Consider the following 21689-nt stretch of genomic DNA (forward strand, 5'->3'; position numbering starts at 1 on the left):
CGGCTGGCGGCCCCAACTTGCTAAAGTCCCTTCTTTTACGCATGGCTGAGACTTCATGGATTCCCTGATCGCGCAGGCCGAACGCCGCCTGCTGGCGCCCGGCGGCCTGGCCGCCACCGACCTCGACCGCGTGTTCAACCAGCTGATGGGCCCGTCCATCGACGCCGCCGACCTGTATTTCCAGCATTCGCGCAGCGAGTCCTGGGTGCTGGAAGAGGGCATCGTCAAGGACGGCAGCCACTCCATCGAGCAGGGCGTGGGCGTGCGTGCGATCAGCGGCGAGAAGACCGGCTTCGCCTATTCCGACGAGATCGTGCTGCCGCAACTGCTGGAGGCTTCCCGCGCGGCGCGCGCCATCGCCCAGGGCGGCCACGGCGCCGGCAAGCCGCTGGCGCTGAACGGGGCCCGCCAGCTGTACCCGGCCATCGATCCGGTGGAGAGCCTGCCCAATGCCGACAAGATCGCCCTGCTGCGCGAGGTGGATGCCTATGCGCGCTCGCGCGACCCGCGCGTGAAGCAGGTGATCGTCAGCCTGGCCGCCACCATGGACACCGTGCTGGTGGCCGCCTCCGACGGCACCCTGGCCGCCGACGTGCGCCCGCTGGTGCGTCTCAACGTCACCGTGATCGCCGAGCAGGAGGGCCGCCGCGAGCAGGCCCATGCCGGCGGCGGCGGCCGCTACGGCTACCGCGAGCTGATCGACAACGGCCGCGCCATGGCCTTTGCCGACGAGGCCGTGCGCCAGGCGCTGGTCAACCTGGAGGCGGTGGACGCCCCGGCCGGCAGCATGCCGGTGGTGCTCGGCCCTGGCTGGCCCGGCGTGCTGCTGCACGAGGCGATCGGCCACGGGCTGGAAGGCGACTTCAACCGCAAGGGCAGCTCCGCCTTCGCCGGCCGCATCGGCCAGCGCGTGGCCGCGCCGGGCGTCACCGTGGTGGACGACGGCACCCTGGCCGGCCGCCGCGGCTCGCTCAGCGTGGACGACGAGGGCACGCCCACCGAGTGCACCACCCTGATCGAGGACGGCATCCTCACCGGCTACATGCAGGACAAGCTCAACGCGCGCCTGATGGGCATGGCGCCTACCGGCAACGGCCGCCGCGAGTCCTTCGCCCAGCTGCCGATGCCGCGCATGACCAACACCTACATGCTGGCCGGCCAGCACGACCCGCAGGAAATCATCCGCTCGGTCAAGAAGGGCCTGTACGCGGTGAACTTCGGCGGCGGCCAGGTGGACATCACCAATGGCAAGTTCGTGTTCTCCGCCAGCGAGGCCTACCTGATCGAGGACGGCAAGGTCACCCGCCCGGTCAAGGGGGCCACCCTGATTGGCGCCGGTCCCGAGGTGCTCACCCGCGTCTCCATGATCGGCAACGACCTGGCCCTGGACGAGGGCGTGGGCGTGTGCGGCAAGGACGGCCAGAGCGTGCCAGTCGGCGTGGGCCAGCCCACGCTCAAGGTCGATGCGATGACGGTGGGCGGCACCGCGTCCTAGTACGATCCCCGCCGGGAAGAAGACCGGGACGAGGGGCGGCGCCGTTCCTGCATATCGATAGAACGAAAACTCATTTCGCTTCGGCCGCGTGTGCGCCGAGAGTGTCCGCTGCGGCTTTCCCGTTGGCCGCCCGGACGTCTGGACGTCCGGTTCCATCCGTGTCGACGAGGGGCGAACGATGAGCGAAGCCACGCGTATCCTGCCGGGCCAGGCGCGGACGCCGGACGTTGCCGTCCGGGCGCCCCGCGCCGGCCTTTTCTCCAACGAGGACTGGTGGTCGGTGTGGATCGGCCTGCTGGTGATCGTGGTAGCCTGGGCCTTGTTCGCCAACGGCGGCAGCCTGAAGTGGCTGGCAGTGGCGCCGGCCAAGTGGAAGACGCTGGCCGAGGCATGGCAGGGCATCGCGGCCCACGGGGCGAACTACCTCGCCCTGTTCGCGGCCTTCGCCCTGCTGTTCGGCACGGCGCTGGCGCTGCTGGGGCATTCGCTGTCGCGCTTCCTGCCCAGCTTCCTGGTGCTGTTCGCGGCCTCGCTGCTGATCTTCACCGCCTCGGCCTGGACCGAGGCCTCGCGCTACAACCTGGAATCGCCGCTGATCGCCCTGGCGCTGGGCCTGGTGGTGTCCAATGTGTTCACCCTGCCCGCATGGTTCCAGTCGGGACTACGCGTGGAGTTCTACATCAAGGTCGGCATCGTGCTGCTGGGCGCCACCTTGCCGCTGACCTTGCTGGTGTGGGCCGGCCCGGTGGCGGTGGGGCAGGCGACCATCGTCTCGCTCAGTACCTTCGGGGTGATTTTCCTCGCCGGCAAGGCGCTGGGCCTGGACAAGCGCTTCGCCGCGGTGCTGGGCGTGGGCGGCGCGGTATGCGGCGTGTCCGCCGCGATCGCCACCGGTGGCGCGGTGCGCGCCAAGCGCGAGCAGACCTCGATGGCGATCACCCTGGTGGTGCTGTGGGCCATCGTGATGATCTTCGTGCTGCCGTTCGCCTCGCGCGCGCTGGGCCTGTCCACGGCCGTGGCCGGCGCGTGGATCGGCACCTCGGAGTTCGCCGACGCGGCCGGTGTGGCGGCCGCGCAGGCCTATGGCGATGCCGCGCGCAACGCGGGCGGTGCGATCGCCGGCGCGCCGGATGCCGCCGTGCAGGCCTTCACCCTGATGAAGGTGGTGGGCCGCGATATCTGGATCGGCATCTGGGCCTTCGTGCTGGCATGGGTGGCTACCACGCGCTGGAACGAGGAAGGCGGCGTGCAGGCCAAGGCCGACGTGCGCGAGATCTGGGCGCGCTTCCCGAAGTTCGTGATCGGCTTCGTGCTGGCCTCGGCGCTGGTGACCTGGATCGCCAGCCACTATTCGCTGGCCGACTACCGCAAGATCGTCACGCCCGACCTGGTGGCGCCGATCAGCACGCTGCGTACCTGGGCCTTCACCTTCTGCTTCCTCAGCATTGGCCTGACCACGCGGCTGCGCTCGCTCACCGCCACCGGCTGGCGTCCCCTGTTGGCCTTCAGCATCGGCGTGGCGGTCAACATCGTGATCGGCTACGTGCTGTCGGTGCACGTGTTCGCCGACTACTGGAACGGATTGGGCGGATGAACGCGGCCGCCGAGCGCCGCGCGGCATGCTGCGCGCGTTGCCGCTTCCGCCGCGACGATCCGGACGAACTGGAGCGGCGCGTGCCGGGCCTGGCGTCGTTCGGCTCGGCCTACGGCGCCAGCATCGGGGCGAGCGCGCTGTGTGAGGCGCACGATGCGTGGGTGTCGCCGGGGGACAGCTGTTCGCGCTTCCGGGCGATGGCGGATTGAGGGTTAGGGGAGTCGCGCCTCAGCCTTCCCCAGTCTCCACCGCGTCCTCGTCCTCGCCCAGCTGCTTGAGAAGCTGGAAAATCTCGCGATACGCCCGCGGCGGCTTGTTGCCGTCCTTTTCGACTTTGGCCTGGCGCACCAGCGAGCGCAGGTGCTGGCGGTCGATGGAGGGGTATTGCTCGACCAGCTCGCCGATGGCGGCATCGGCATCGGCCAGCAGGCGCTCGCGCGTCGCCTCGAGGCGATGCATGGCCGCGGTTTCCTGGCGTTGGCGTTCGCGGTTCTCGCCGAGCGCGGCACGTACGCCATCGAACACGGCCGCCTCGTGGCGGCGCATCACCTTCGCCAGGAAGGCCAGCTGCCGCTTGCGCGCGATATGCGCGGTAATGCGGCGCGTCTGCGCGATTTCGCGTTGCACGTCCTCGGGCAGGTCCAGCTTGGCCAGCTTGCTCGGCGGCAGCTCGACCAACTGGTTGGCCAGCGCCAACACGGCCAGCGCGTCGCGGCGCTGCTGGGTGCGCGTGGGGCCGTAGTCGTGGTCGGGCTCGTGGGTGTAGGTACGGTTCACGGAAGGCTTCCGGTCAGGGCGCGGCGTGGTCGAACGGCGCGGGTTCGGCCCGCTCCAGGGCGAAACGGGGGATCGGCTCGCCGTCCAGTTCCACGGTCTCGCAGAACATCGCGGCGGGGCGCACCCACAGTCCATGGTCGCCATAGAGCGCCTGGTACACCACTACTTCCTCCATCGTCTCGCTGTGCCGGGCGGTGCCCAGGACGCGGTAGCGCTGGCCTTTGTAGTGGCGGTAGATGCCGGCTGTCGGCGACATGGGCGGTCTCCGCGGGACGCTCTTTGCAAAACGGCCGCGCCACCCCCATGTCGGGAGGCTGCGCGGATAGGACCGCGTATTCTACCCGTCCCACCCTAGGAAGCCCACGCGTGACCGAACTTGCCCCCGACCAGGACCGCAGCCTGGAAGAACTCGACCGGCTGGCCCAGCTCGCCGAGGACGTGATCCGCCGCGCCCGCGCCGCCGGCGCCAGCCAGGCCGAGGTGGCCGCCAGCATCGACACCGGGTTGAACGTGAACGTGCGCCTGGGCGAGGTGGAGACGGTGGAACACACTCGCGACCGGGGCTTCGGGCTTACCGTGTACTTCGGGCAGCGCAAGGGCTCGGCCAGTACCGCCGACCTCAATCCGGACTCGATCCAGGCCACGCTGGAGCAGGCCTGCGCGATCGCCCGCTACACCGAGGAGGATCCGGCCGCCGGCCTGGCCGACGCCGCGCTGATGGCCACGGCTTTCCCTGACCTGGACCTGTGGCATCCGTGGCGGATCGACACCGCGCAGGCCATCGCGCTGGGCCAGGAGATCGAGGACGCCGGCCGCAGCCATGCGGGCATCACCAATTCCGATGGTGCCAGCGTGCAGATGGGTGAAAGCCTGGCCGTGTACGCCAACTCGCACGGATTCGTCGGGCGCGAGCGCGGCACGCGGCATTCGCTGTCGCTCTCGCTGATCGCCGGCGATGAGGAGGGCATGCAGCGCGACTACTGGTACGACAGCGTGCGCGCCGCGGGCGATTTCATCAGCGCCCGGGCCCTGGGCGACAAGGCGGCGCAGCGTACCCTGGCGCGCCTGGGCGCGCGTCGCCTGTCCACCCGCCAGTGCCCGGTGCTGTTCGCGCCGGAGGTGGCGCGCGGGCTGATCGGCCATCTGGTCGGCGCGGTGAGCGGCGGCTCGCTGTACCGGCGCGCCAGCTTCCTGCTCGACCATGCGGGCCGGCAGATCATGCCCTCGTGGCTGCATATCGTGGAGCGGCCTTTCCTGCGCCGCGGCCATGGCTCGGGCGCCTTCGATGCCGAGGGCGTCGCCAGCCGCGACAGCGCCCTGGTGGAGAACGGCGTGCTGGCGCGCTACGTGCTGGGCAGCTACTCGGCGCGCAAGCTGGGCCTGGCCTCCACCGGCAATGCGGGCGGCATTCACAACCTGATCGTCGAGCAGAGCCATGGCGAGCAGGCGCCGGACGACTTCGAGGGCATGCTCCGGCGCATGGGCACCGGCCTGCTGGTGACCGAGGTGATGGGGCAGGGCGTATCCACCGTGACCGGCGACTATTCGCGCGGCGCGGCCGGTTTCTGGGTGGAGAACGGCGTGATCGCCTACCCCGTGGAGGAGATCACCATCGCTGCCAACCTGCGCGACATGTACGCCAACATCGTGGCGGTGGGATCGGACGTCGATCCCCGCTCGCAGATCCTCACCGGCTCGATCCTGCTCGAACGGATGACCATCGCCGGCGAGTAGGCCGGCCACCGCCGGCAACGGGCACTTTGCTAGGATCGGGGCGCCGGCCGGGTGCCGGCCATGAACAGGCTCTTAGGAGATGTGCGCATGAGCGTTCCCCCCGAGTCCGTCGTACCGCCGCCGTCGGAGACTTCCGACACCCCTTCGTCCGAGGAAAAGCACTGGGCCGTGGTGGCCCACCTGTCCGCCCTGATCGGCGTGGTCATCACCGGTGCCTGGTTCGGCTGGGGCTGTTTCCTGGGGCCGCTGGTCGTATGGCTGGTGAAGAAGGAGACCATGCCCTTCGTCGACGACCAGGCCAAGGAGGCGCTGAACTTCAATATCACCGTGGCCATCGTGATGGTGGCGCTCAAGGTGCTGGTGCTGATCACGCTGGGCCTGGGCAAGCTGGTCGCCTGGCCGGTGGGCGTGGTGGTGTGGCTGGGCTGGCTGGTATGCACGGTGCTCGCCGCGATCCGCGCCAGCGAGGGTGTGCGCTACCGCTATCCGTACACCTTGCGCCTGATCGGCTAGGTTCGTGGCGGGGCCGGCCCTGCTTCAGTGCAGGCCGACGTAGGTCCGCTTGAAGCTCACCGGCTGCTGCAGCGTCGGCACCTTCCAGGCGCCGGTGACGACCAGTTGCCGGCCATCGGGCGACAGGACCCAGCTCTGGTCCAACTGGGTGCCGTCGGCATATTGGATCGATACCGACAGGCGGCCGTTTTCGGCATGGCCGCGCACCATCGCATTGCCGTTGAGCGTCTGGCGGGGCTGGCCGTCCAGCTTGCCGGTGAGCTGGTCGCCATTGTCCAGGCGCACCTGGAAGGTCTTGGCATCCTGCTGCACCAGCAGCACCGAGTCCGCCTTGAGCAGCGGCGGCATCGGGTAGGTGGCGGTGGCGATCGGGTCCTTGTCGGTGCCGGCGGGCTTGCTGCCGGCATTGCCGCCACCGTGCCGGCCATGGCCGCCGCCCATGCCGCCACCACCGCCCATGCCACCGCCCATGCCACCGCCGTGGCCCATGCCGCTGCCGCCACGGTGGCCGCCACCGCCATGGCTGGCGGGCGGCGTGGCGCTGGAGGATGAGGCTGCAGGCGCCGCCTGCTGCGCGCTGGCCTGCTGCTCGGCGCGCGCCTCGTTGCGCATGGCGGTGGTGAGCGTGTCGGCGGTGTCGCTGTTGTGGTCGTCCAGGCGCCAGGCACCGCTAAGGTCGGGCACCTGCGGCGTGGCGGCATGGGCCGCGGCGGCGAGCAGGGCGCAGAGCGCGGGCAGCAGGGGGCCGGTCGGACGGAGCAGCGGGCGGAAACGGGGCATGGCGGACGGCGGTGGCGGACGATCCGCCCTCAAACGTTCCGTAGCGATCCCCAGTTGACACTCATCGCAGGCGGGCCGCCGCGTAGCGGGCCAGTTCTTCCAGCAGGATGCCCTGCTTGCCGAAGGGCGCGATGGCCGCCAGTGCGTCGGCGGTCAGGCGGGCCAGGTGCTCGCGGGAAGCCTCCATGCCGAGGATGGAGGGGAAGGTGGGCTTGTCGGATGCGGCGTCCTTGCCGGCGGTCTTGCCGATCACGTGGGACTCGCCTTCCACGTCGAGGATGTCGTCGCGCACCTGGAAGGCCAGGCCCACCGCGTGGGCGTAGCGGTCCAGTGCCTCCAGCGCATCGTCGGACGCGCCGGCCGCCAGGCCGCCCAGGCGCACGGCGGCGCGGATCAGCGCGCCGGTCTTGCAGGCGTGCATGTGCTCCAGCTCGGCCAGGCCCAGCTTGTGCCCGACCGCGATCAGGTCCAGCGCCTGCCCGCCGGCCATGCCCTCGGCGCCGCAGGCGCGGCCGAGCACGCGCAGCATCTCCACGCAGCGGGCCGGGGACACGCCCAGCTCCACGTCGTGCGCCAGCCATTCGAAGGCCAGCGCCTGCAGGGCGTCGCCGGCCAGGATCGCCATCGCCTCGCCGAACACGACGTGGCAGGTAGGACGGCCGCGGCGCATGTCGTCGTCGTCCATCGCGGGCAGGTCGTCGTGCACCAGCGAGTAGGCGTGGATCAGCTCCACCGCGCAGGCCGGGGCGTCCAGGCACGGGCCGGCCTCGCCCAGCGCATGGCCGGCGGCGTACACCAGCAGCGGGCGCAGGCGCTTGCCGCCGCCGAGCACGGCATAGCGCATCGCGCGGTGCAGTTCGACCGGGGCGGTGTCTTCCGGGGGCAGCGAGCGGGCCAGCGCCTCCTCGGCGCGGGCGATCAGCGACTTGAGATCGGCGCCGAGTTCAGAGCTCGGGTTCAAACGGTTCGGCAGTGTCTGGGGCATCGGGGTCGAGCAGCAATCGCACGCGCAACTCGGCATTTTCCAACGCCTGCTGGCAGTGGCGATAGAGGCCGATGCCGCGCTCGAAGGAAGCGAGGGATTCGTCCAGGCTCAATTCGCCGCCTTCCATGCGCGCGACCAACTGTTCAAGCTCGTCCAGCGAATGCTCGAAATCGGCGACGGGCGCGGGGTTGGCGGGGGCGGAAGCAGACTTGGCCATGGCCCGCAAAGCTAGCGCAGGGGGCGCTGGGAATCAATCCGCAGGCGGTCGTGGCGTGTGTGTCGTTGTGGGAGCGCGGCCCAGTGCGCGACTGCGGGACAGTGCCGCTACGCGAGTCGCGCACAGGGTGCGCTCCCACAGTGGAGGGAAGTTTCAGCGGCCCGGCTGCCAGTGGGGGCGGGTGTGGCCGAACAAGGCTGCGCCACGCGCGGTGAGCCAGCGATCACCCGCGCCGACCAGTTCCTCGCCCAGGTAGATGAGCGGGCAGGCGGGGCGGCGCCAGGGCGGCACGGCGCCTTGCTGGAACAGGTCGCGCAGCTCGCGGGTGTGCCGGTCGCCCGCCGGGCGAAGCCGTTCGCCGCCGTGGCGCAGGCGCACGGTGAGCACCTCGGCCAGTCGGCCTCCCGGTTCCAGGGCGAGCCGGCCGCCATCGGGCAGGACCAATGGCTCGCCTTGCCAGCGTGCCGTCCAGGCCAGATCGATCGCCGGCCCGGGCGGCAGCGCCCAGAGTCGGCCCTTCCATACATGCAGTTCGGCGCCAGGCCAGCGGATGCATGGCAACTGGCCGTCGCCGGCGACGCACTGGCGCTCGATCTGGGCACGCTGCGCGGTGGTGGGGGCGGGCAGGCCGCGCGCATGCAGCCATTCGTCCAGCAGCGGCTGGCGCAGCGCCGGCGCCAGGGCCAGCCAGCCGGCGGCATCCAGGCTGCCGGTCGCGGGGTCCTCCAGTTGCGCCAGCGCGGTGCGCCATTGGCTCGCCAGCGCCTGCGCCGCGGCACGGCTGAGGCTGGCGCTGTGCACGATGGACGTCACCGCCTGCGGCCAATGCCGGGTGAGGCGCGGCAGGATCTCGTGGCGGAGGAAGTTGCGCGACAGCGCGCTGTCGGCGTTGGAGGGATCGTCGATGCACGGCAGCTGATGCGCATGGACGTAATCGCGCAGCACCGCGCGGGGCAGGTCGAGCAGCGGCCGCCACAGCATGCCCTGGCCCAGCGGCCGCCTCGCGCGCATGCCGCCCAGGCCCTCGGGGCCGGCGCCGCGCAGCAGCTTCAGCAGCACCGTCTCGGCCTGGTCGTCGCGGTGATGGCCCAGCAGCAGCCATTCACCCGGGTGCAGCGCGCCGGCGAAGGCACGGTAGCGGGCGGCGCGGGCGGCGGCTTCCAGGCCGTAGCCGCGCGCGTGGTCCACGTCCACGCGCAGCACTTCGCAGGAAACACCCCACGCCAGGGCCTGTTCGCGGCAATGGGTCGCCCAGGCATGGCTGTCCGCGTGCAGGCCATGGTCGATGTGCAGCGCGCGCAGTCCGCGTTCGCGAGCTTCCGGCAACCGCGCCAGTACATGCAGCAGGGCGGTGGAATCCGGGCCGCCGCTGTAGGCGACGCACCATGCGCCAGGCACTTGCTCGCGCAGGGTGCGCCGCAGGTGCTCCACCAGTTCATTCACGGGTGGACGGTTTCCGCGTCTTGTTGCGCACGTAGATCACCTTGGGCCGCCCCTCGCCGGGGCTGCGCCGGTCCATCTCGAACAGGGTGGTGGCGGCGATCAGCTCGCTGAGCTTGTTGTAGCCGTAGCTGCGCGCATCGAAGTTGGGGCGTTGCTTGGTGATGATCGAGCCCACGCCGCCGAGCGCGGCCCAGTCATCGTCGTCGGAGGCGGCCTCCACCGCGTTGCGCAGCAGGTTCACCAGGCTGGAGTCCTGCTTGAGCTGGGTGGCGGTGCGCGGCACCAGCGGCGTTTCCTCGTCGGGCTTGGCGGCAAGGATGTCGGTGTAGACGAACTTGTCGCACGCGGCCACGAAGGGGTCGGGCGTCTTGCGCTCGCCGAAGCCGTAGACGATCAGTCCCGATTCGCGGATGCGCGCGGCCAGCCGGGTGAAGTCGCTGTCGCTGGAGACGATGCAGAATCCGTCGAAGCGGCCCGAGTACAACAGGTCCATCGCGTCAATGATCATCGCCGAGTCGGTGGCGTTCTTGCCGCTGGTGTAGCCGAACTGCTGGATCGGCTGGATCGATTGCGTGAGCAGTTGCTCCTTCCAGCTCTTCAGGTGATTGGACGTCCAATCGCCGTAGGCGCGCTTGACGTGCGCGGTGCCATACTTGGCGACTTCGGCCAGCAGGGCCTCGGCGATGCCGGGCTGCGCATTGTCGGCGTCGATGAGGACGGCGAGCTTGGTGCTGTCGGTAGCCATGTCGCGTTTCCTGGCGGAGATGCCGTGGATGGTAGCGCGGTGGCGTGATGAAGCTGTAGGAGCCCACCCAGTGGGCGACCGCGACGTGTCGCGATGCCTCATGCGCTTGTCGCGCACTGGGTGCGCTCCTACACCCTAATTCTGAAAGGTGCGGTTAGGCGGGTTATTCGGTGAAGGCGCCGTAGCCGCGCAGGCGCTGGTAGCGCAGTTCCATCAGGTCCTTCACCGGCACCGCCTCCAGCTCGTCGAGCTGGTTGAGCAGCACGGCCTTCAGGCGCACCGCCATCGCATGCGGGTTGCGGTGCGCGCCGCCCAGCGGCTCGCGCACCACCTTGTCGATCAGGCCCAGTTCCTTCAGGCGCGGCGCGGTGAGGCCCAGCGCCTCGGCGGCGTCGCGGGCCTTGTCCGCGCTCTTCCACAGGATGGAGGCGCAGCCCTCGGGCGAGATCACCGAATAGGTGGAGTACTGCAACATGACGGTGCGGTCGCCTACGCCGATGGCCAGCGCGCCGCCGGAGCCGCCCTCGCCGATCACCGTGCACACGATGGGCGTCTTGAGGTCGGCCATCTCCAGCAGGTTGCGGGCGATCGCCTCGCTCTGGCCGCGTTCCTCGGCGCCCACGCCGGGGTAGGCGCCGGGGGTGTCGATCAGGGTGAGCAGCGGCAGGCCGAAGCGCTCGGCCATCTTCATCAGGCGCAGCGCCTTGCGGTAGCCCTCGGGACGCGGCATGCCGAAGTTGCGGCGCACCTTGCCCTTGGTGTCGCGTGCCTTCTGGTGGCCGATGATCATCACCGAGCGGCCGTTGATGCGGCCCAGGCCACCCACAATGGCGGCGTCGTCCGCGTAGGCGCGGTCGCCGGCCAGTTCATGGAACTCCTCGCACATCACGCTGATGTAGTCGAGCGTGTACGGCCGCGCCGGATGGCGCGAAAGCTGGGTGACCTGCCACGGCGTGAGGTTGCGGAAGATCTCGTTGGTCTTGAGCTTGAGCTTCTCGCGCAGGCGGGCGACTTCCTCGTCGATGTTGAACGCCTGTCCATGGCTGGCGTGGCGAAGCTCTTCGATCTTCGCGTCCAGCTCGGCGATAGGTTGTTCGAAATCGAGGAAGTTGGGATTCATTCGGTGCAGTTCAGAACACGGAAGCGCGGCAGTATACCGGTCCGCGGAAAATCGCGGGAACGGGGGCGTATGGGGGCGCAGGGGTTAGGGGTGGGTAGCGGGGGCACCGAATCTGGCCACCGGGGGCGGACACACCACCTGACGACAGTTTCTGCCGCGGCTCATCGTCTTGACTCAGTGGCCAGACTTGGCGCCTTCGCTACTCACCCCTAACTCCTCGCTCTTCTGTCCTCACGATCCGCAGCTTGGCCGCCTCCACCCCCGGCACCGCGCGGATGGCGCGCAGCAGCTCGGGGATGGCATCCACGCGCCAGTCCTCGCCCAGCTCCAGGTCGGCCTGGGCCAGGCGGTTGTGGTAGCCGTGCAGGATCACGCTGGCGCGGCCGCCGCGGTAGCCGGCGAGGGTGCGGCGCAGTTCCTCGATGAAGCCGGGGCCGACGCCGTTCAGTTTCAAACGCAGCAGGCGGGCATAGCGGCGGCAGGCATCGCCCAGGGTGCAGGCGCTGCGGGCGCGCAGGGCAAAGCCGCCGCCGGAAAATTCGTCGATGCGCAGGCCGCCTTCCACCACGAGCAGTTCGTCGCGGGTGAGCAGCGGGGCCACCTGCTGGTACAACTCGCCGAAGAAGCTCACCTCGATGATGCCGGTGCCGTCTTCCAGCCGCACGAAGGCATCGCTGTCGCCGCGCTTGCGCACGGCGGTGACCATGCCGGCCACCGTCCACGGCGTATCCGGACCGCGGCGGAAGCGGTTCTCCTCGCCATCGCTCTTGCGCGGCTTGGGGGGCTGGTAGCGTTCGGCGATCTCGCCCAGCGGGCAAGTGGAAAGCTGGGCCAGTTCGTCCCGCCACGGGTCGGTGGGGTGGCCGGAAAGATAATGGCCCAGCGTGTCGCGCTCGCCCTGCAGGATCTGTTCGAGCGGCCACTCGGCCACCACCGGCAGCTCCACCTGCACCACCGGCGCGGCGCTGCCCCCGCCCGTATCCGACATGAAGGCGCCGAACATGTCGTTCTGGCCGCTCTGCTTGTCGCGCAGGTGCTGCTCGGCGGCCTTCATGGCGCCGGGCAGCTGCGCCATCAGGCTGGCGCGGTTGGGCGCCAGCGCGTCGAGCGAGCCGGACAGGATCAACGCTTCCAGCACGCGGCGGTTGAGCTTGGTCGAATCGACGCGGCGGCAGAAGTCGGCGAGATCCTTGTACGGCCCGCCGCGCTTGCGTTCCTCGGCGATCGCCTCGCAGGCGCCCTGGCCCACGCCCTTGATGGCGCCCAGGCCGTAGCGGATGACCTTGGGCTCCACCGCCACGAACATGAATTCGGAGGCGTTGACGTCCGGCGGCAGCACGGTGAGGCCGATCGCCTTGGACTCGTCGATGAAGGTCACCGCCTTGTCGGTGTTGTCCATGTCCGACGAGATCGTCGCGGCCATGAATTCGGCGGGGTAGTGCGCCTTCAGCCAGGCGGTCTGGTAGGAGACCAGCGCGTAGGCGGCCGCGTGCGACTTGTTGAAGCCGTAGCCGGCGAACTTCTCCATCAGGTCGAAGATGGCGTCGGCCTTGTCCTGGCTGAGGCCGTCCTTGGCGGCGCCCTCGCGGAACTTGGCGCGCTCCTTCGCCATTTCCTCGACTTTCTTCTTGCCCATCGCGCGGCGCAGCAGGTCAGCGCCGCCGAGCGTGTAGCCGCCCACGATCTGCGCCATCTGCATCACCTGCTCCTGGTAGACCATGATGCCGTAGGTCTCTTTCAGGACAGGCTCGACGCGCGGGTCGGGGTATTCCACTTCCTCGCGGCCGTGCTTGCGCGCGACGAAGCTGGGGATCAGGTCCATCGGGCCGGGGCGGTACAACGCGCCCAGGGCGATGATGTCCTCGATGCGGTCGGGCTTGGCGTCCTTGAGCATGCGCTGCATGCCCGCCGATTCGAACTGGAAGATCGCGACCGTCTGTGCTTTCTGGAAGATGTGCTGGTAGGTGTAGGCGTCGTCCAGCGGCAGCTCGGCGATGTCCAGCGGCGCCTCGCCTGCCTGCGCGCGGCGCGCGTTGATGGCCTTCACTGCCCAGTCGATGATGGTGAGCGTGCGCAGGCCGAGGAAGTCGAACTTCACCAGGCCGACCGCTTCCACGTCGTCCTTGTCGTACTGCGTCACCACGCCGCCGCCGCCCTGTTCGCAGTACAGCGGGGCGAACTCGGTGAGCGGCTTGGGGCCGATCACCACGCCGCCGGCGTGCTTGCCGACGTTGCGGGTGAGGTTCTCCAGCTTGAGCGCCAGGTCGATCAGCGTACGCGCTTCCTCGTCCTGCTCGTAGAGGTCGCAGAATTCCTTGACGATGCGGTCGGGTTCTTTCCTGGCCTTCTCCGAGCGGCCCAGCGCGCACTGCAGGGTGAGGTCGAGCGGGCGCGCGGGGATCAGCTTGGCGATGCGGTCGACCGCGTTGTAGCCCATGCCGAGCACGCGGCCGGAGTCGCGCAGCACCGCCTTGGCTGCCATCGAGCCGTAAGTGATGATCTGGCTGACGTGGTCGCGGCCGTACTTGCGCGCGACGTAGTCGATCACCTCGTCGCGGCGGTCCATGCAGAAGTCGATGTCGAAGTCCGGCATCGACACGCGTTCGGGATTGAGGAAGCGCTCGAACAGCAGGTCGAACTGCAGCGGGTCCAGGTCGGTGATCTTGAGCACCCACGCCACCAGCGAGCCCGCGCCCGAGCCGCGGCCCGGGCCCACCGGGATGCCGTTCTGCTTGCCCCAGTTGATGAAGTCCGACACGATCAGGAAGTAGCCGGGGAAGCCCATCTTGATGATGACGTCCAGCTCGCGTTCCAGCCGCGCCTCGTATTCTTCCAGCGTGCGCCCCGGCGCCAGTCCGGCGGCGGCGAGGCGTTCCTTCAGGCCCTGGCGCGAGATCTCGCGGATGTAGCTGGCCAGGTCGTGGCCTTCGGGTACCGGGAAGTCGGGCAGGTAGTAGGTGCCGAAGCTCAGTTCCAGCGTGCAGCGCCTGGCCAGCTCGATGGTGTTTTCCAACGCCTCGGGAAGGTCGGCGAACAGCGCCTCCATTTCCTCCGGCGACTTCAGGTACTGCTGGTCGCTGTAGTCGCGCGGGCGCTTGGGGTCGGCCAGCACGCGGCCCTGGTTGATGCACACGCGCGCCTCGTGCGCCTCGAAGTCGTCCTGCTTGAGGAAGCGCACGTCGTTGCTGGCGATCACCGGCAGGTCCAGCGCGGTGGCGAGCGCCAGCGCGGCGGTGTTCCAGCTTTCCTCGCCCTCGCGGCCGGTGCGGGTCAGCTCCAGGTACAGGCGGTCGGCCATCTGCGTGGCGAACGGGCGCAGCCGCGCGGCGGCGGCATCCACGCCCTGGTTCACCGCCAGGCGGCCGGCTTCGCTCTCGCGGCCCATCAGCGCGATAAGACCCTGCGTCGCGTCGGGCGTGAGCCAGGCCATGTCGACCATGGCGCGGCCGCTGTGCTGGCCCTCGCGCCAGGCGCGCGAGACCAGGCGGGAGAGATTGAGGTAGCCCTCGCGGTTCTGGCAGAGCAGGGTGAGGCGCCAGGGGCGCGGGTCGTCCGGCACGCTGACCCACAGGTCGCTGCCGCCGATCGGCTTGATGCCGGCCGCGCTGCAGGCCTTGTAGAACTTCACCAGCGCGAACATGTTGCTCTCGTCGGTGAGCGCCACCGCCGGGATGCCGAGGCGCACGCAGGCCTCGACCAGCCCCTTGATGCGGATGGTCGAATCGACCAGCGAGTACTCGCTGTGCAGGTGGAGGTGGGCGAAGCGGACGGACATGGCGTGCGCGCAGGATGGAGCATCAGCCTACCGGCGCGACCGGAGGCGGGCAAGGATTGACATCATCCCCGCGGCGCGTTTTTGCGCGCCAGCCAAGGGCCGGCGGCCGTGTCCGGCACGCCGCGAAAGCCAACCAATGGCGGTTGCGGGTTGCCGCGCGGGCTGGCATGGTCCCGGACTTTGTGCGCCGGCGGGCCATCTCGCCGGCCGTGGTCCGGAAACCGTCGATGTCATTGCTCCGCTCGCTGTTTACCGTCAAGCCCATCGAGGCGTCGCTCACCGCCAACGACAACCTTCGCCGCACGCTGGGACTGAAGGATCTCATCGTGCTCGGCGTGGGCGCGGTGATCGGCGCGGGAATCTTCGTCATCACCGGGCAGGCCGCGGCCGAGCATGCCGGGCCGGCGCTCACTCTTTCCTTCGTGCTGGCCGGCCTGGCGGCGGCGCTCGCGGCGCTGAGCTACGCCGAGTTCGCCGCCATGCTGCCGGTGTCGGGCAGCGCCTATGTGTATGCCTACGCCACCTTCGGCGAACTGCTGGCCTGGTTCATCGGCTGGAACGTAGTGGCCGAGTACCTGCTGGCGGTGTCCTCGGTGGCGGTGGGCTGGTCGGGCTATGGCGTGGGCCTGCTGCACAGCCTGGGCGTCGACGTGCCGGCGGTGCTGTCGAATGCGCCGCTGGCCTTCCGCGACGGCCATTTCGTGGCCACCGGCGCCTGGATCAACCTGCCGGCGCTGCTGGTGGTGGCGGCGATCACCGCGCTGCTCTACGCGGGTACGCGCCAGTCGACCCTGTTCGCCAGCATCGTGGTGGTGGTGAAGGTGCTGGTGGTGATGCTGTTCGTGGTATTCGGCCTGCAGTACATCGACACCTCGCTGTGGCATCCCTACGTGCCGCCCAGCCAGGGCGGCGACCGCTATGGCTGGGCGGGCGTGTTCCGCGCGGCCACCAGCGTGTTCTATGCCTACATCGGCTTCGACGCGGTGGCGACGGCGGCGCAGGAAACGCGCAACCCGCAGCAGAACGTGCCTGCCGGCATCCTGATCTCGCTGGCCGTCTGCACGGTGCTCTACATCGTGGTGGCGGCGGTGCTGACCGGCCTGGTGCCGTATCCCCAGCTGGCCACCGCCGAGCCGGTGGCCACCGCGCTGGCGGCGCACCCGCCGCTGGCCTGGCTGAAGCTGCTGACCCAGGTCGGCGCCGTCGCGGGGCTCACCTCGGTGATCCTGGTGATGCACCTGGGGCTGGCGCGCATCCTCTACACCATGGCGGGCGACGGCCTGCTGCCGGCCACGTTTGGTGCCGTGCACCAGCGCTTCCGCACGCCGCATCGGACCACCCTGCTGGTCGGCGCGGTGGGCGGTGTGCTGGCGGCGCTGTTCCCGCTCAGCCTGCTGGGCGACCTGCTGTCGATGGGCACGCTGCTGGCGTTCGCGACCGTCTGCGTGGGCGTGCTGGTGCTGCGCCGCACGCGGCCCGAGCTGCCGCGTGGCTTCCGCGTGCCGGCCGCGCCGCTGGTGTGTTCGCTGGGCGTGCTGGTCTGCCTGTTCCTGCTGGCCCAGATGAACCTCGGCAACTGGTTGCTGCTGGCGGGCTGGACCACGCTTGGCATGCTGATCTACGCCGGCTACGGCTATCGGCACAGCCGCCTGCGCGCGCGCGGCTGATCGCGCGCATCCCATGGCGGATGGGCAATGCCATCCACCATGCCCGTGGCGTCACGAGATGCGGAAGCGCTCGTCGCCCACGGGAGGCGCGATGTAGTGTTCCAGGCTTTGTACCTTGAGCGGATGCCTGTCGTAATCCACGTGCTTGGGTTCGACCGCGGCGGTGCCGCCGGGAGCGCGCTGCGGCGCGGGCGTCACGTCCGGGTGGATGCCAGGGTCGGCGTTGCGGCTCGACGGATGGAATAGCGTCATGACACGACTCCTGCGGCGGATGCGCGCGATGGGGGAGTCTCGAATGACCCAGGCCGCTGGGGGGCCGCCTGAGACCCGCGTCCCTGCCTTGATGGAAGCGCATCGCGCCATGGCATGGCGCCCCGGGGGGAGCATGGGCTGGGGATGGCCCGGTGGCTTCGTTTCCCGTACCTGCTGGGATGCGTCCGCGACGGAAAAGGTTGCCTGGCCCGCGGCTGGTTCCGTACAGGCGAGCCTATGCTAATCCGGTGACATGCGGGCGACGTGGGCCATTGGGCATGCCCCGGCGCGGGCGTGTTGGCCTTTCCCATGCATGGTGGGGCGCCCGGGCATATGGACGTCCATTCGCCGGGAGTCAGAACAGCACGCCCTGGTCCAGCAGCAGCTTGACCGGCGCGAAGCTGCGGCGGTGCTCGGGGCAGGGCCCCAGCCGCTTCAGCGCCTCCAGGTGGGCGGGCGTGGCATAGCCCTTGTGGTCGGCGAAGCCGTAGCCGGGATGCGCGCCGTCGAGCGCGACCATATAGCGGTCGCGCGTCACCTTGGCCAGGATCGAGGCCGCGCTGATGGCCGGCTCCAGCGCATCGCCGCCAACGATGGCGCGTCCCGCGCAGGGCAGTTCCCGGGGCAGGGCATTGCCGTCGATCCAGGCCTCGTGCGCCGAGGGCGTCAGGCCGGCAAGCGCGCGACACATGCCGACCATGGTGGCCTGGTAGATGTTGATGCGGTCGATCTCCTCGCGGTCCACCATCACCACGCAATACGCCACCGCGCATTCGATGATCTGCGGATAGAGCGCTTCGCGCCGCATTTCGGAAAGCTTCTTGGAGTCGTCGAGTCCGGCGATGGGGCGGGCGGGATCGAGGATGACCGCGGCGATCGCCACCGGTCCGGCCAGGGGGCCGCGTCCCGCCTCGTCGACGCCGGCGATGCGCCATGCGTCGGCCGCCGGGGTGGCCTTGGGCGCACTAGCTGACATGGGGCGCCTCCACCAGCTCCGCCACGGCCGCCGCCGCCAGGTCGCCGGCGTGGCCATCCAGGTCGCCGCGCAATGCCTGATGCAATTGCTCGAAAGCGGCCACGACATGCCCGCGCCGCTCGCTGTCGCGGAACAGCGCGAGCGTGGCCTCGGCCAGCTTGCCGGCGGTGAAGTCGTCCTGCATCAGCTCGGGCACCAGCATCGCATCGCGGCCCATGCCGCTGGCCCGGGCCAGGATGTTGGGCAGCGCGTAGACGTCGGTCTTGAGCATGTTGAGCGCCCTGGCGATGCGGTAGCTCACCGGCGACACGCGGTAGCCCACCACCATCGGCCGCTTGGCCAGCATGGCCTCCAGCGTGGCCGTGCCCGAGGCCAGCAGCACCACATCGGCGGCCAGCATGGCCTCGTGGGCATGGCCATCCAGCAGCAGCGGCGAGCCTTCGCCGGCCGCGTTGCCGAGCAGGGCCTGGATACTCGCCCGCACGCGCTCGTTGGCGGCGGGAACGACGATGCGCAGCCCGGGCAGCTGCGCCGCCACCTTCCGGGCCGCCTCGATGAAGCCAGGCCCCAGCATGGCCACCTCGGACGGCCGGCTGCCCGGCAGCACGGCCAGCACCGGTACTTGTTGAGGCAGCCCCAGCGCGTCGCGCGCGCCCGCGCGATCGGAGACCATGGCGAAGCGGTCGGCCAGCGGATGGCCGACGAAGCGCGCGTCGATGCCGTGGCGGGCGTAGATGGCCGGTTCCATCGGGAACAGGCACAGCACGCGGTTCGCGCTGCGGCCGATCTTTTCCGTGCGCTTCTCGCGCCATGCCCATACGGAAGGGCTGACGTAGTGCACGGTGCGCAGGCCGGCGTCGCGCAGGCGCTTCTCCACGCCCAGGTTGAAATCCGGCGCATCGATGCCGACCACCACCGCCGGTTTCGCCGCGATCAGGCGCGAGACCAGCGCATTGCGCAGGCGCAGCAGGCGCGGAAGGTGCGAGATCACCTCGGCGAAGCCGAACAGCGACAGCTCCCTGATGTCGTACCAGGATTCGAAGCCCTGCGCCTGCATGCGCGCACCGCCGATGCCGACGAAGCGCGCCCCGGGATAGCGGCGACGCAGCGCCGCTATCAGGTCGGCGCCGAGCTGATCGCCGGAATCCTCGCCGGCAATCAGCGCAATGGTGGGCGCGCCGGGAATAGGGAATGGGGAATGGGAAATGGGAGCGCGCGCTCCGTCCTGCGTGGCGGGAGGTCCAGGCAGTTTTCCCGATTCACTATTCACCGTTCACTACTCCCCGCGCTAGCGCGCCAACGCGCGCTCGCTGCGTTCGAGGAATTCCAGCATCGCGCGCACGTCCTCGCTGTCCGCCGCCTGGGCGGCCAGTTGCTCGCGCGCGTCGGCCAGGGTGAGGCCGGCCATGTACAGCGTGCGGTAGGCGCGCTTGATCGCCGAGATGCGCGTGGCGTCGAAGCCGCGGCGCTTGAGGCCCTCGCTGTTGATGCCGCGCGGGCGGCCGCGCTGCTCGTTGGCCATCATCACGAACGGCGGCACGTCCGAGCCCAGCAGGCAGCCCATGCCGATGAAGGCGTGCGCGCCGACCTTGCAGAACTGGTGCGCGCCGGAGAAGCCGGCCATCACCACCCAGTCGCCGATCTCGACGTGGCCGGCCAGCGCCGAGTAATTGGAGAACACCGTGTTGTTGCCGATCTTGCAGTCGTGCGCGATGTGTACGTAGGCAAGGATCCAGTTGTCGTCGCCGATTTGCGTGACGCCGCCGCCGTCGCCCGTGCCGCGGTTGATGGTGACGTATTCGCGGATCTGGTTGCGATCGCCGATGACCAGTTCGGTGCGCTCGCCCTTGAACTTCTTGTCCTGAGGCGCGCCGCCCAGCGAGGCGAACTGGCTGATGCGATTGTCGCGGCCGATGCGCGTGGGGCCCTCGATCACCACATGCGGGCCGATCACCGTGCCTTCGCCGATCTCGACGTCGGCACCGATGACGCTGTACGCGCCGATGCTGACGTTGGCCCCGACGATGGCGGAGGGATCGATCTGCGCGGTGGGGTGGATCATTTGTCGGCCCTCGCCGCGCACATCAGCTCGCAGCTGGCCACCTCCTTGCCGTCCACGAGGGTGCGCGCCTCGAACAGGCCCATGCTGCGCAGCAGGCGCTTGAGCTCCACCTCCAGGCGCAGCTGGTCGCCCGGCACCACCGGCGCGCTGAAGCGCGCGTTGTCCACCTTGGCCAGGTAGAACAGCGGGCTGCCCGTGGTGCCCTTGAGACGGCTGGAGATCTGCGTGAGCAGGCCGGCGGCCTGTGCCATCGCCTCCACGATCAGCACGCCCGGCATCACCGGATGGTCCGGGAAGTGGCCCTGGAAGAACGGCTCGTTGATCGTCACGTTCTTGATCGCCACCGCGCTCTTGTCGGGCACCAGTTCGATGACGCGATCGACCAGCAGGAACGGATAACGGTGCGGCAGCAGCTGCCGGATCTGTTCCACGTTCACCGGAAGGTGGAAGGGCACGGTGAGCTCACTCATTGTTGCTGTCCTTCTCCAGCGCCGAGAGCCGGCGCGCGTATTCGTCGAGATGCTTGAAACGGGCCGCGTTGCGCCGCCATTGGCGGTTTTCCTGCAGCGGGACGCCCGAGGAATATTCGCCGGGCTCGCGGATGGAGTGCGTGACCAGGCTCTTGGCGGTAATGGTAACCCGGTCGGCCACTTCCAGATGGCCCAGCACGCCGGCATTGCCGCCGATCATGCAGTAGCGGCCGATCTTGGCGCTGCCAGCCACCGCGGCGCAGCCGGCCAGGGCGGTGTGCGCGCCGATGTGCACGTTATGGGCGATCTGGATCTGGTTGTCCAGGCGCACGTCCTCTTCCAGCACGGTGTCGTCCAGCGCGCCGCGGTCGATGGTGGTGTTGGCGCCGATTTCGCAGTCGTCGCCGATGCGCACGCCGCCGAGCTGCGGCAGCTTGATCCAGTGGTCGCGGTCGAAGGCGAGACCGAAGCCGTCCGAGCCGAGCACCGCGCCGGGATGCACCAGCACGCGCTTGCCCAGGGTCACGCGGATCACCAGCGTCACGCGCGCCACCAGGCGCGATTGCGCGCCGACCGTGCAATCGGTGCCGATGATGCAATGGGGGCCGAGGATCGCGCCGTCCTCCACCACCGCGCCCGCGTCGATGACGCAGCCGGGGCCGATGCTGGCGGTGGGCGCGATTTTCGCGCCCGGCGCGACCACGGCGCTGGGATGGATGCCCTGCGGTGCGTGGGGCAGGCGCTCGAACAGCGCGGCGATCTTCGCGTAGGCCACGTAGGGATCGCGCGCGACGAGCGCGGGCACGGGGCTGTCGGCGACGTTCTCCTCGCGCATCACCACCACGCCGGCGCGCGTGCCGGCCAGCAGCGAGGCGTACTTGCTGTTGGAGAGAAAGCTCAGCTGGCTGGGGCCGGCGCCGGCCAGGGTGCCGACGCCGTCGATGAGGCGGTTGCCGTCGCCGTGGAAGGCGAGCCCGAAGCGCACGGCCAGCTCGGACACGGTTGTCTTGAAAGCGCTCATGTTGACTCCCTGCGATCGGGCCATTGTAGGGGGCGCCGTCGCCGGCCGCATGCAAAAAAGAAA

The 21689-nt window shown here is 69.6% G+C and carries 21 protein-coding genes; 6 read left to right on the forward strand and 15 right to left on the reverse strand.

The window, feature by feature from the left end; translation table 11 throughout:
* Positions 1 to 55 precede the first annotated feature (55 nt).
* The 3 genes from tldD to MJ605_RS03300 all read left to right on the forward strand — a co-directional run bounded on the left by tldD (position 56) and on the right by MJ605_RS03300 (position 3298).
* Positions 56 to 1495, forward strand: a complete 1440-nt coding sequence (tldD, locus tag MJ605_RS03290; RefSeq protein WP_243039500.1) for a metalloprotease TldD — start codon at positions 56 to 58, stop codon at positions 1493 to 1495.
* Between the two features lie 178 nt (positions 1496 to 1673).
* Positions 1674 to 3089, forward strand: coding sequence for a YeiH family protein (locus MJ605_RS03295; RefSeq protein WP_243039502.1), 1416 nt, complete (start codon positions 1674 to 1676; stop codon positions 3087 to 3089).
* Positions 3086 to 3298 carry a hypothetical protein gene (locus MJ605_RS03300; protein WP_243039506.1) on the forward strand — a complete coding sequence of 71 codons (213 nt, stop codon included), beginning with the start codon at positions 3086 to 3088 and terminating at the stop codon, positions 3296 to 3298. The genes MJ605_RS03295 and MJ605_RS03300 overlap by 4 nt, the downstream gene beginning before the upstream one ends.
* 19 nt (positions 3299 to 3317) lie before the next feature.
* Here MJ605_RS03300 and yjgA read toward each other — a convergent pair whose 3' ends face one another.
* The gene (gene yjgA / locus MJ605_RS03305; RefSeq protein ID WP_243039508.1) at positions 3318 to 3866 is read right to left on the reverse strand and encodes a ribosome biogenesis factor YjgA; all 549 of its coding nucleotides are present in this window, start codon (positions 3864 to 3866) and stop codon (positions 3318 to 3320) included.
* A 13-nt stretch (positions 3867 to 3879) separates the two neighbouring features.
* Positions 3880 to 4122, reverse strand: coding sequence for a DUF1653 domain-containing protein (locus MJ605_RS03310; protein ID WP_243039509.1), 243 nt, complete (start codon positions 4120 to 4122; stop codon positions 3880 to 3882).
* 110 nt (positions 4123 to 4232) lie between these two features.
* Here MJ605_RS03310 and pmbA point away from each other — a divergent pair, with 110 nt between their 5' ends.
* Positions 4233 to 5600 (forward strand): metalloprotease PmbA, encoded by a 1368-nt coding sequence (gene pmbA / locus MJ605_RS03315; protein WP_243039511.1) that lies wholly within the window; start codon positions 4233 to 4235, stop codon positions 5598 to 5600.
* Positions 5601 to 5768: 168 nt separating this feature from the next.
* Entirely contained in the window at positions 5769 to 6113 is a 345-nt protein-coding gene (locus MJ605_RS03320) for a DUF4870 domain-containing protein (protein WP_425600976.1), read from the forward strand.
* A gap of 24 nt (positions 6114 to 6137) precedes the next feature.
* Here the strand turns inward: MJ605_RS03320 and MJ605_RS03325 are convergent, their stop codons facing one another.
* From MJ605_RS03325 to dnaE, 7 genes are all read right to left on the reverse strand, one after another.
* Positions 6138 to 6893, reverse strand: a complete 756-nt coding sequence (locus MJ605_RS03325) for a hypothetical protein (protein ID WP_243039514.1) — start codon at positions 6891 to 6893, stop codon at positions 6138 to 6140.
* 61 nt (positions 6894 to 6954) lie between these two features.
* The gene (locus MJ605_RS03330; protein WP_425600958.1) at positions 6955 to 7854 is read right to left on the reverse strand and encodes a polyprenyl synthetase family protein; all 900 of its coding nucleotides are present in this window, start codon (positions 7852 to 7854) and stop codon (positions 6955 to 6957) included.
* Positions 7838 to 8095 (reverse strand): exodeoxyribonuclease VII small subunit, encoded by a 258-nt coding sequence (locus tag MJ605_RS03335; protein ID WP_243039522.1) that lies wholly within the window; start codon positions 8093 to 8095, stop codon positions 7838 to 7840. Before MJ605_RS03335 ends, MJ605_RS03330 begins: the two co-directional genes overlap by 17 nt.
* A gap of 153 nt (positions 8096 to 8248) precedes the next feature.
* A complete protein-coding gene (gene tilS / locus MJ605_RS03340) occupies positions 8249 to 9538 on the reverse strand; it encodes a tRNA lysidine(34) synthetase TilS (RefSeq protein WP_243039524.1) in 1290 nt (429 codons plus the stop codon).
* Positions 9531 to 10283 carry an NYN domain-containing protein gene (locus tag MJ605_RS03345; protein ID WP_243039525.1) on the reverse strand — a complete coding sequence of 251 codons (753 nt, stop codon included), beginning with the start codon at positions 10281 to 10283 and terminating at the stop codon, positions 9531 to 9533. Before MJ605_RS03345 ends, tilS begins: the two co-directional genes overlap by 8 nt.
* A 163-nt stretch (positions 10284 to 10446) precedes the next feature.
* Complete coding sequence (locus MJ605_RS03350) at positions 10447 to 11403, reverse strand: acetyl-CoA carboxylase carboxyltransferase subunit alpha (protein WP_243039527.1); 957 nt, start codon at positions 11401 to 11403, stop codon at positions 10447 to 10449.
* Positions 11404 to 11602: 199 nt separating this feature from the next.
* Positions 11603 to 15178, reverse strand: a complete 3576-nt coding sequence (gene dnaE / locus MJ605_RS03355; protein WP_243039528.1) for a DNA polymerase III subunit alpha — start codon at positions 15176 to 15178, stop codon at positions 11603 to 11605.
* 227 nt (positions 15179 to 15405) lie between these two features.
* On the opposite strand from dnaE, the gene MJ605_RS03360 reads away from it, so the two are divergent.
* Positions 15406 to 16845, forward strand: a complete 1440-nt coding sequence (locus tag MJ605_RS03360; RefSeq protein WP_243039530.1) for an amino acid permease — start codon at positions 15406 to 15408, stop codon at positions 16843 to 16845.
* 51 nt (positions 16846 to 16896) lie between these two features.
* On the opposite strand, the gene MJ605_RS03365 is transcribed toward MJ605_RS03360, so the two are convergent.
* From MJ605_RS03365 to lpxD, 6 genes are all read right to left on the reverse strand, one after another.
* The gene (locus tag MJ605_RS03365; RefSeq protein WP_243039532.1) at positions 16897 to 17097 is read right to left on the reverse strand and encodes a hypothetical protein; all 201 of its coding nucleotides are present in this window, start codon (positions 17095 to 17097) and stop codon (positions 16897 to 16899) included.
* A 355-nt stretch (positions 17098 to 17452) separates the two neighbouring features.
* The gene (rnhB, locus tag MJ605_RS03370) at positions 17453 to 18073 is read right to left on the reverse strand and encodes a ribonuclease HII (protein WP_243039534.1); all 621 of its coding nucleotides are present in this window, start codon (positions 18071 to 18073) and stop codon (positions 17453 to 17455) included.
* A complete protein-coding gene (lpxB, locus tag MJ605_RS03375; RefSeq protein ID WP_425600959.1) occupies positions 18063 to 19343 on the reverse strand; it encodes a lipid-A-disaccharide synthase in 1281 nt (426 codons plus the stop codon). Before lpxB ends, rnhB begins: the two co-directional genes overlap by 11 nt.
* Before the next feature lie 18 nt (positions 19344 to 19361).
* Complete coding sequence (gene lpxA, locus MJ605_RS03380) at positions 19362 to 20135, reverse strand: acyl-ACP--UDP-N-acetylglucosamine O-acyltransferase (protein ID WP_243039535.1); 774 nt, start codon at positions 20133 to 20135, stop codon at positions 19362 to 19364.
* Positions 20132 to 20605: a 3-hydroxyacyl-ACP dehydratase FabZ gene (fabZ, locus tag MJ605_RS03385; protein ID WP_243039537.1), complete on the reverse strand. Its 474-nt coding sequence runs from the start codon at positions 20603 to 20605 to the stop codon at positions 20132 to 20134. The genes lpxA and fabZ overlap by 4 nt, the downstream gene beginning before the upstream one ends.
* Positions 20598 to 21626, reverse strand: a complete 1029-nt coding sequence (lpxD, locus tag MJ605_RS03390; RefSeq protein ID WP_243039539.1) for a UDP-3-O-(3-hydroxymyristoyl)glucosamine N-acyltransferase — start codon at positions 21624 to 21626, stop codon at positions 20598 to 20600. Before lpxD ends, fabZ begins: the two co-directional genes overlap by 8 nt.
* Positions 21627 to 21689 lie beyond the last annotated feature (63 nt).

This window comes from Dyella sedimenti, assembly GCF_022760995.1.
In the GTDB taxonomy this organism is placed as follows: Bacteria; Pseudomonadota; Gammaproteobacteria; order Xanthomonadales; family Rhodanobacteraceae; genus Dyella; species Dyella sedimenti.

Excerpts from the sequence above, each read along its gene's own strand:
- tldD (WP_243039500.1), top strand. The coding sequence starts at position 56 with ATGGATTCCCTGATCGCGCAGGCCGAACGCCGCCTGCTGGCGCCCGGC.
- MJ605_RS03295 (WP_243039502.1), top strand. The coding sequence starts at position 1,674 with ATGAGCGAAGCCACGCGTATCCTGCCGGGCCAGGCGCGGACGCCGGAC.
- MJ605_RS03300 (WP_243039506.1), top strand. The coding sequence starts at position 3,086 with ATGAACGCGGCCGCCGAGCGCCGCGCGGCATGCTGCGCGCGTTGCCGC.
- MJ605_RS03310 (WP_243039509.1), bottom strand. The coding sequence starts at position 4,122 with ATGTCGCCGACAGCCGGCATCTACCGCCACTACAAAGGCCAGCGCTAC.
- MJ605_RS03325 (WP_243039514.1), bottom strand. The coding sequence starts at position 6,893 with ATGCCCCGTTTCCGCCCGCTGCTCCGTCCGACCGGCCCCCTGCTGCCC.
- MJ605_RS03335 (WP_243039522.1), bottom strand. The coding sequence starts at position 8,095 with ATGGCCAAGTCTGCTTCCGCCCCCGCCAACCCCGCGCCCGTCGCCGAT.
- MJ605_RS03345 (WP_243039525.1), bottom strand. The coding sequence starts at position 10,283 with ATGGCTACCGACAGCACCAAGCTCGCCGTCCTCATCGACGCCGACAAT.
- MJ605_RS03350 (WP_243039527.1), bottom strand. The coding sequence starts at position 11,403 with ATGAATCCCAACTTCCTCGATTTCGAACAACCTATCGCCGAGCTGGAC.
- dnaE (WP_243039528.1), bottom strand. The coding sequence starts at position 15,178 with ATGTCCGTCCGCTTCGCCCACCTCCACCTGCACAGCGAGTACTCGCTG.
- MJ605_RS03360 (WP_243039530.1), top strand. The coding sequence starts at position 15,406 with ATGTCATTGCTCCGCTCGCTGTTTACCGTCAAGCCCATCGAGGCGTCG.
- MJ605_RS03365 (WP_243039532.1), bottom strand. The coding sequence starts at position 17,097 with ATGACGCTATTCCATCCGTCGAGCCGCAACGCCGACCCTGGCATCCAC.
- rnhB (WP_243039534.1), bottom strand. The coding sequence starts at position 18,073 with ATGTCAGCTAGTGCGCCCAAGGCCACCCCGGCGGCCGACGCATGGCGC.
- lpxA (WP_243039535.1), bottom strand. The coding sequence starts at position 20,135 with ATGATCCACCCCACCGCGCAGATCGATCCCTCCGCCATCGTCGGGGCC.
- fabZ (WP_243039537.1), bottom strand. The coding sequence starts at position 20,605 with ATGAGTGAGCTCACCGTGCCCTTCCACCTTCCGGTGAACGTGGAACAG.
- lpxD (WP_243039539.1), bottom strand. The coding sequence starts at position 21,626 with ATGAGCGCTTTCAAGACAACCGTGTCCGAGCTGGCCGTGCGCTTCGGG.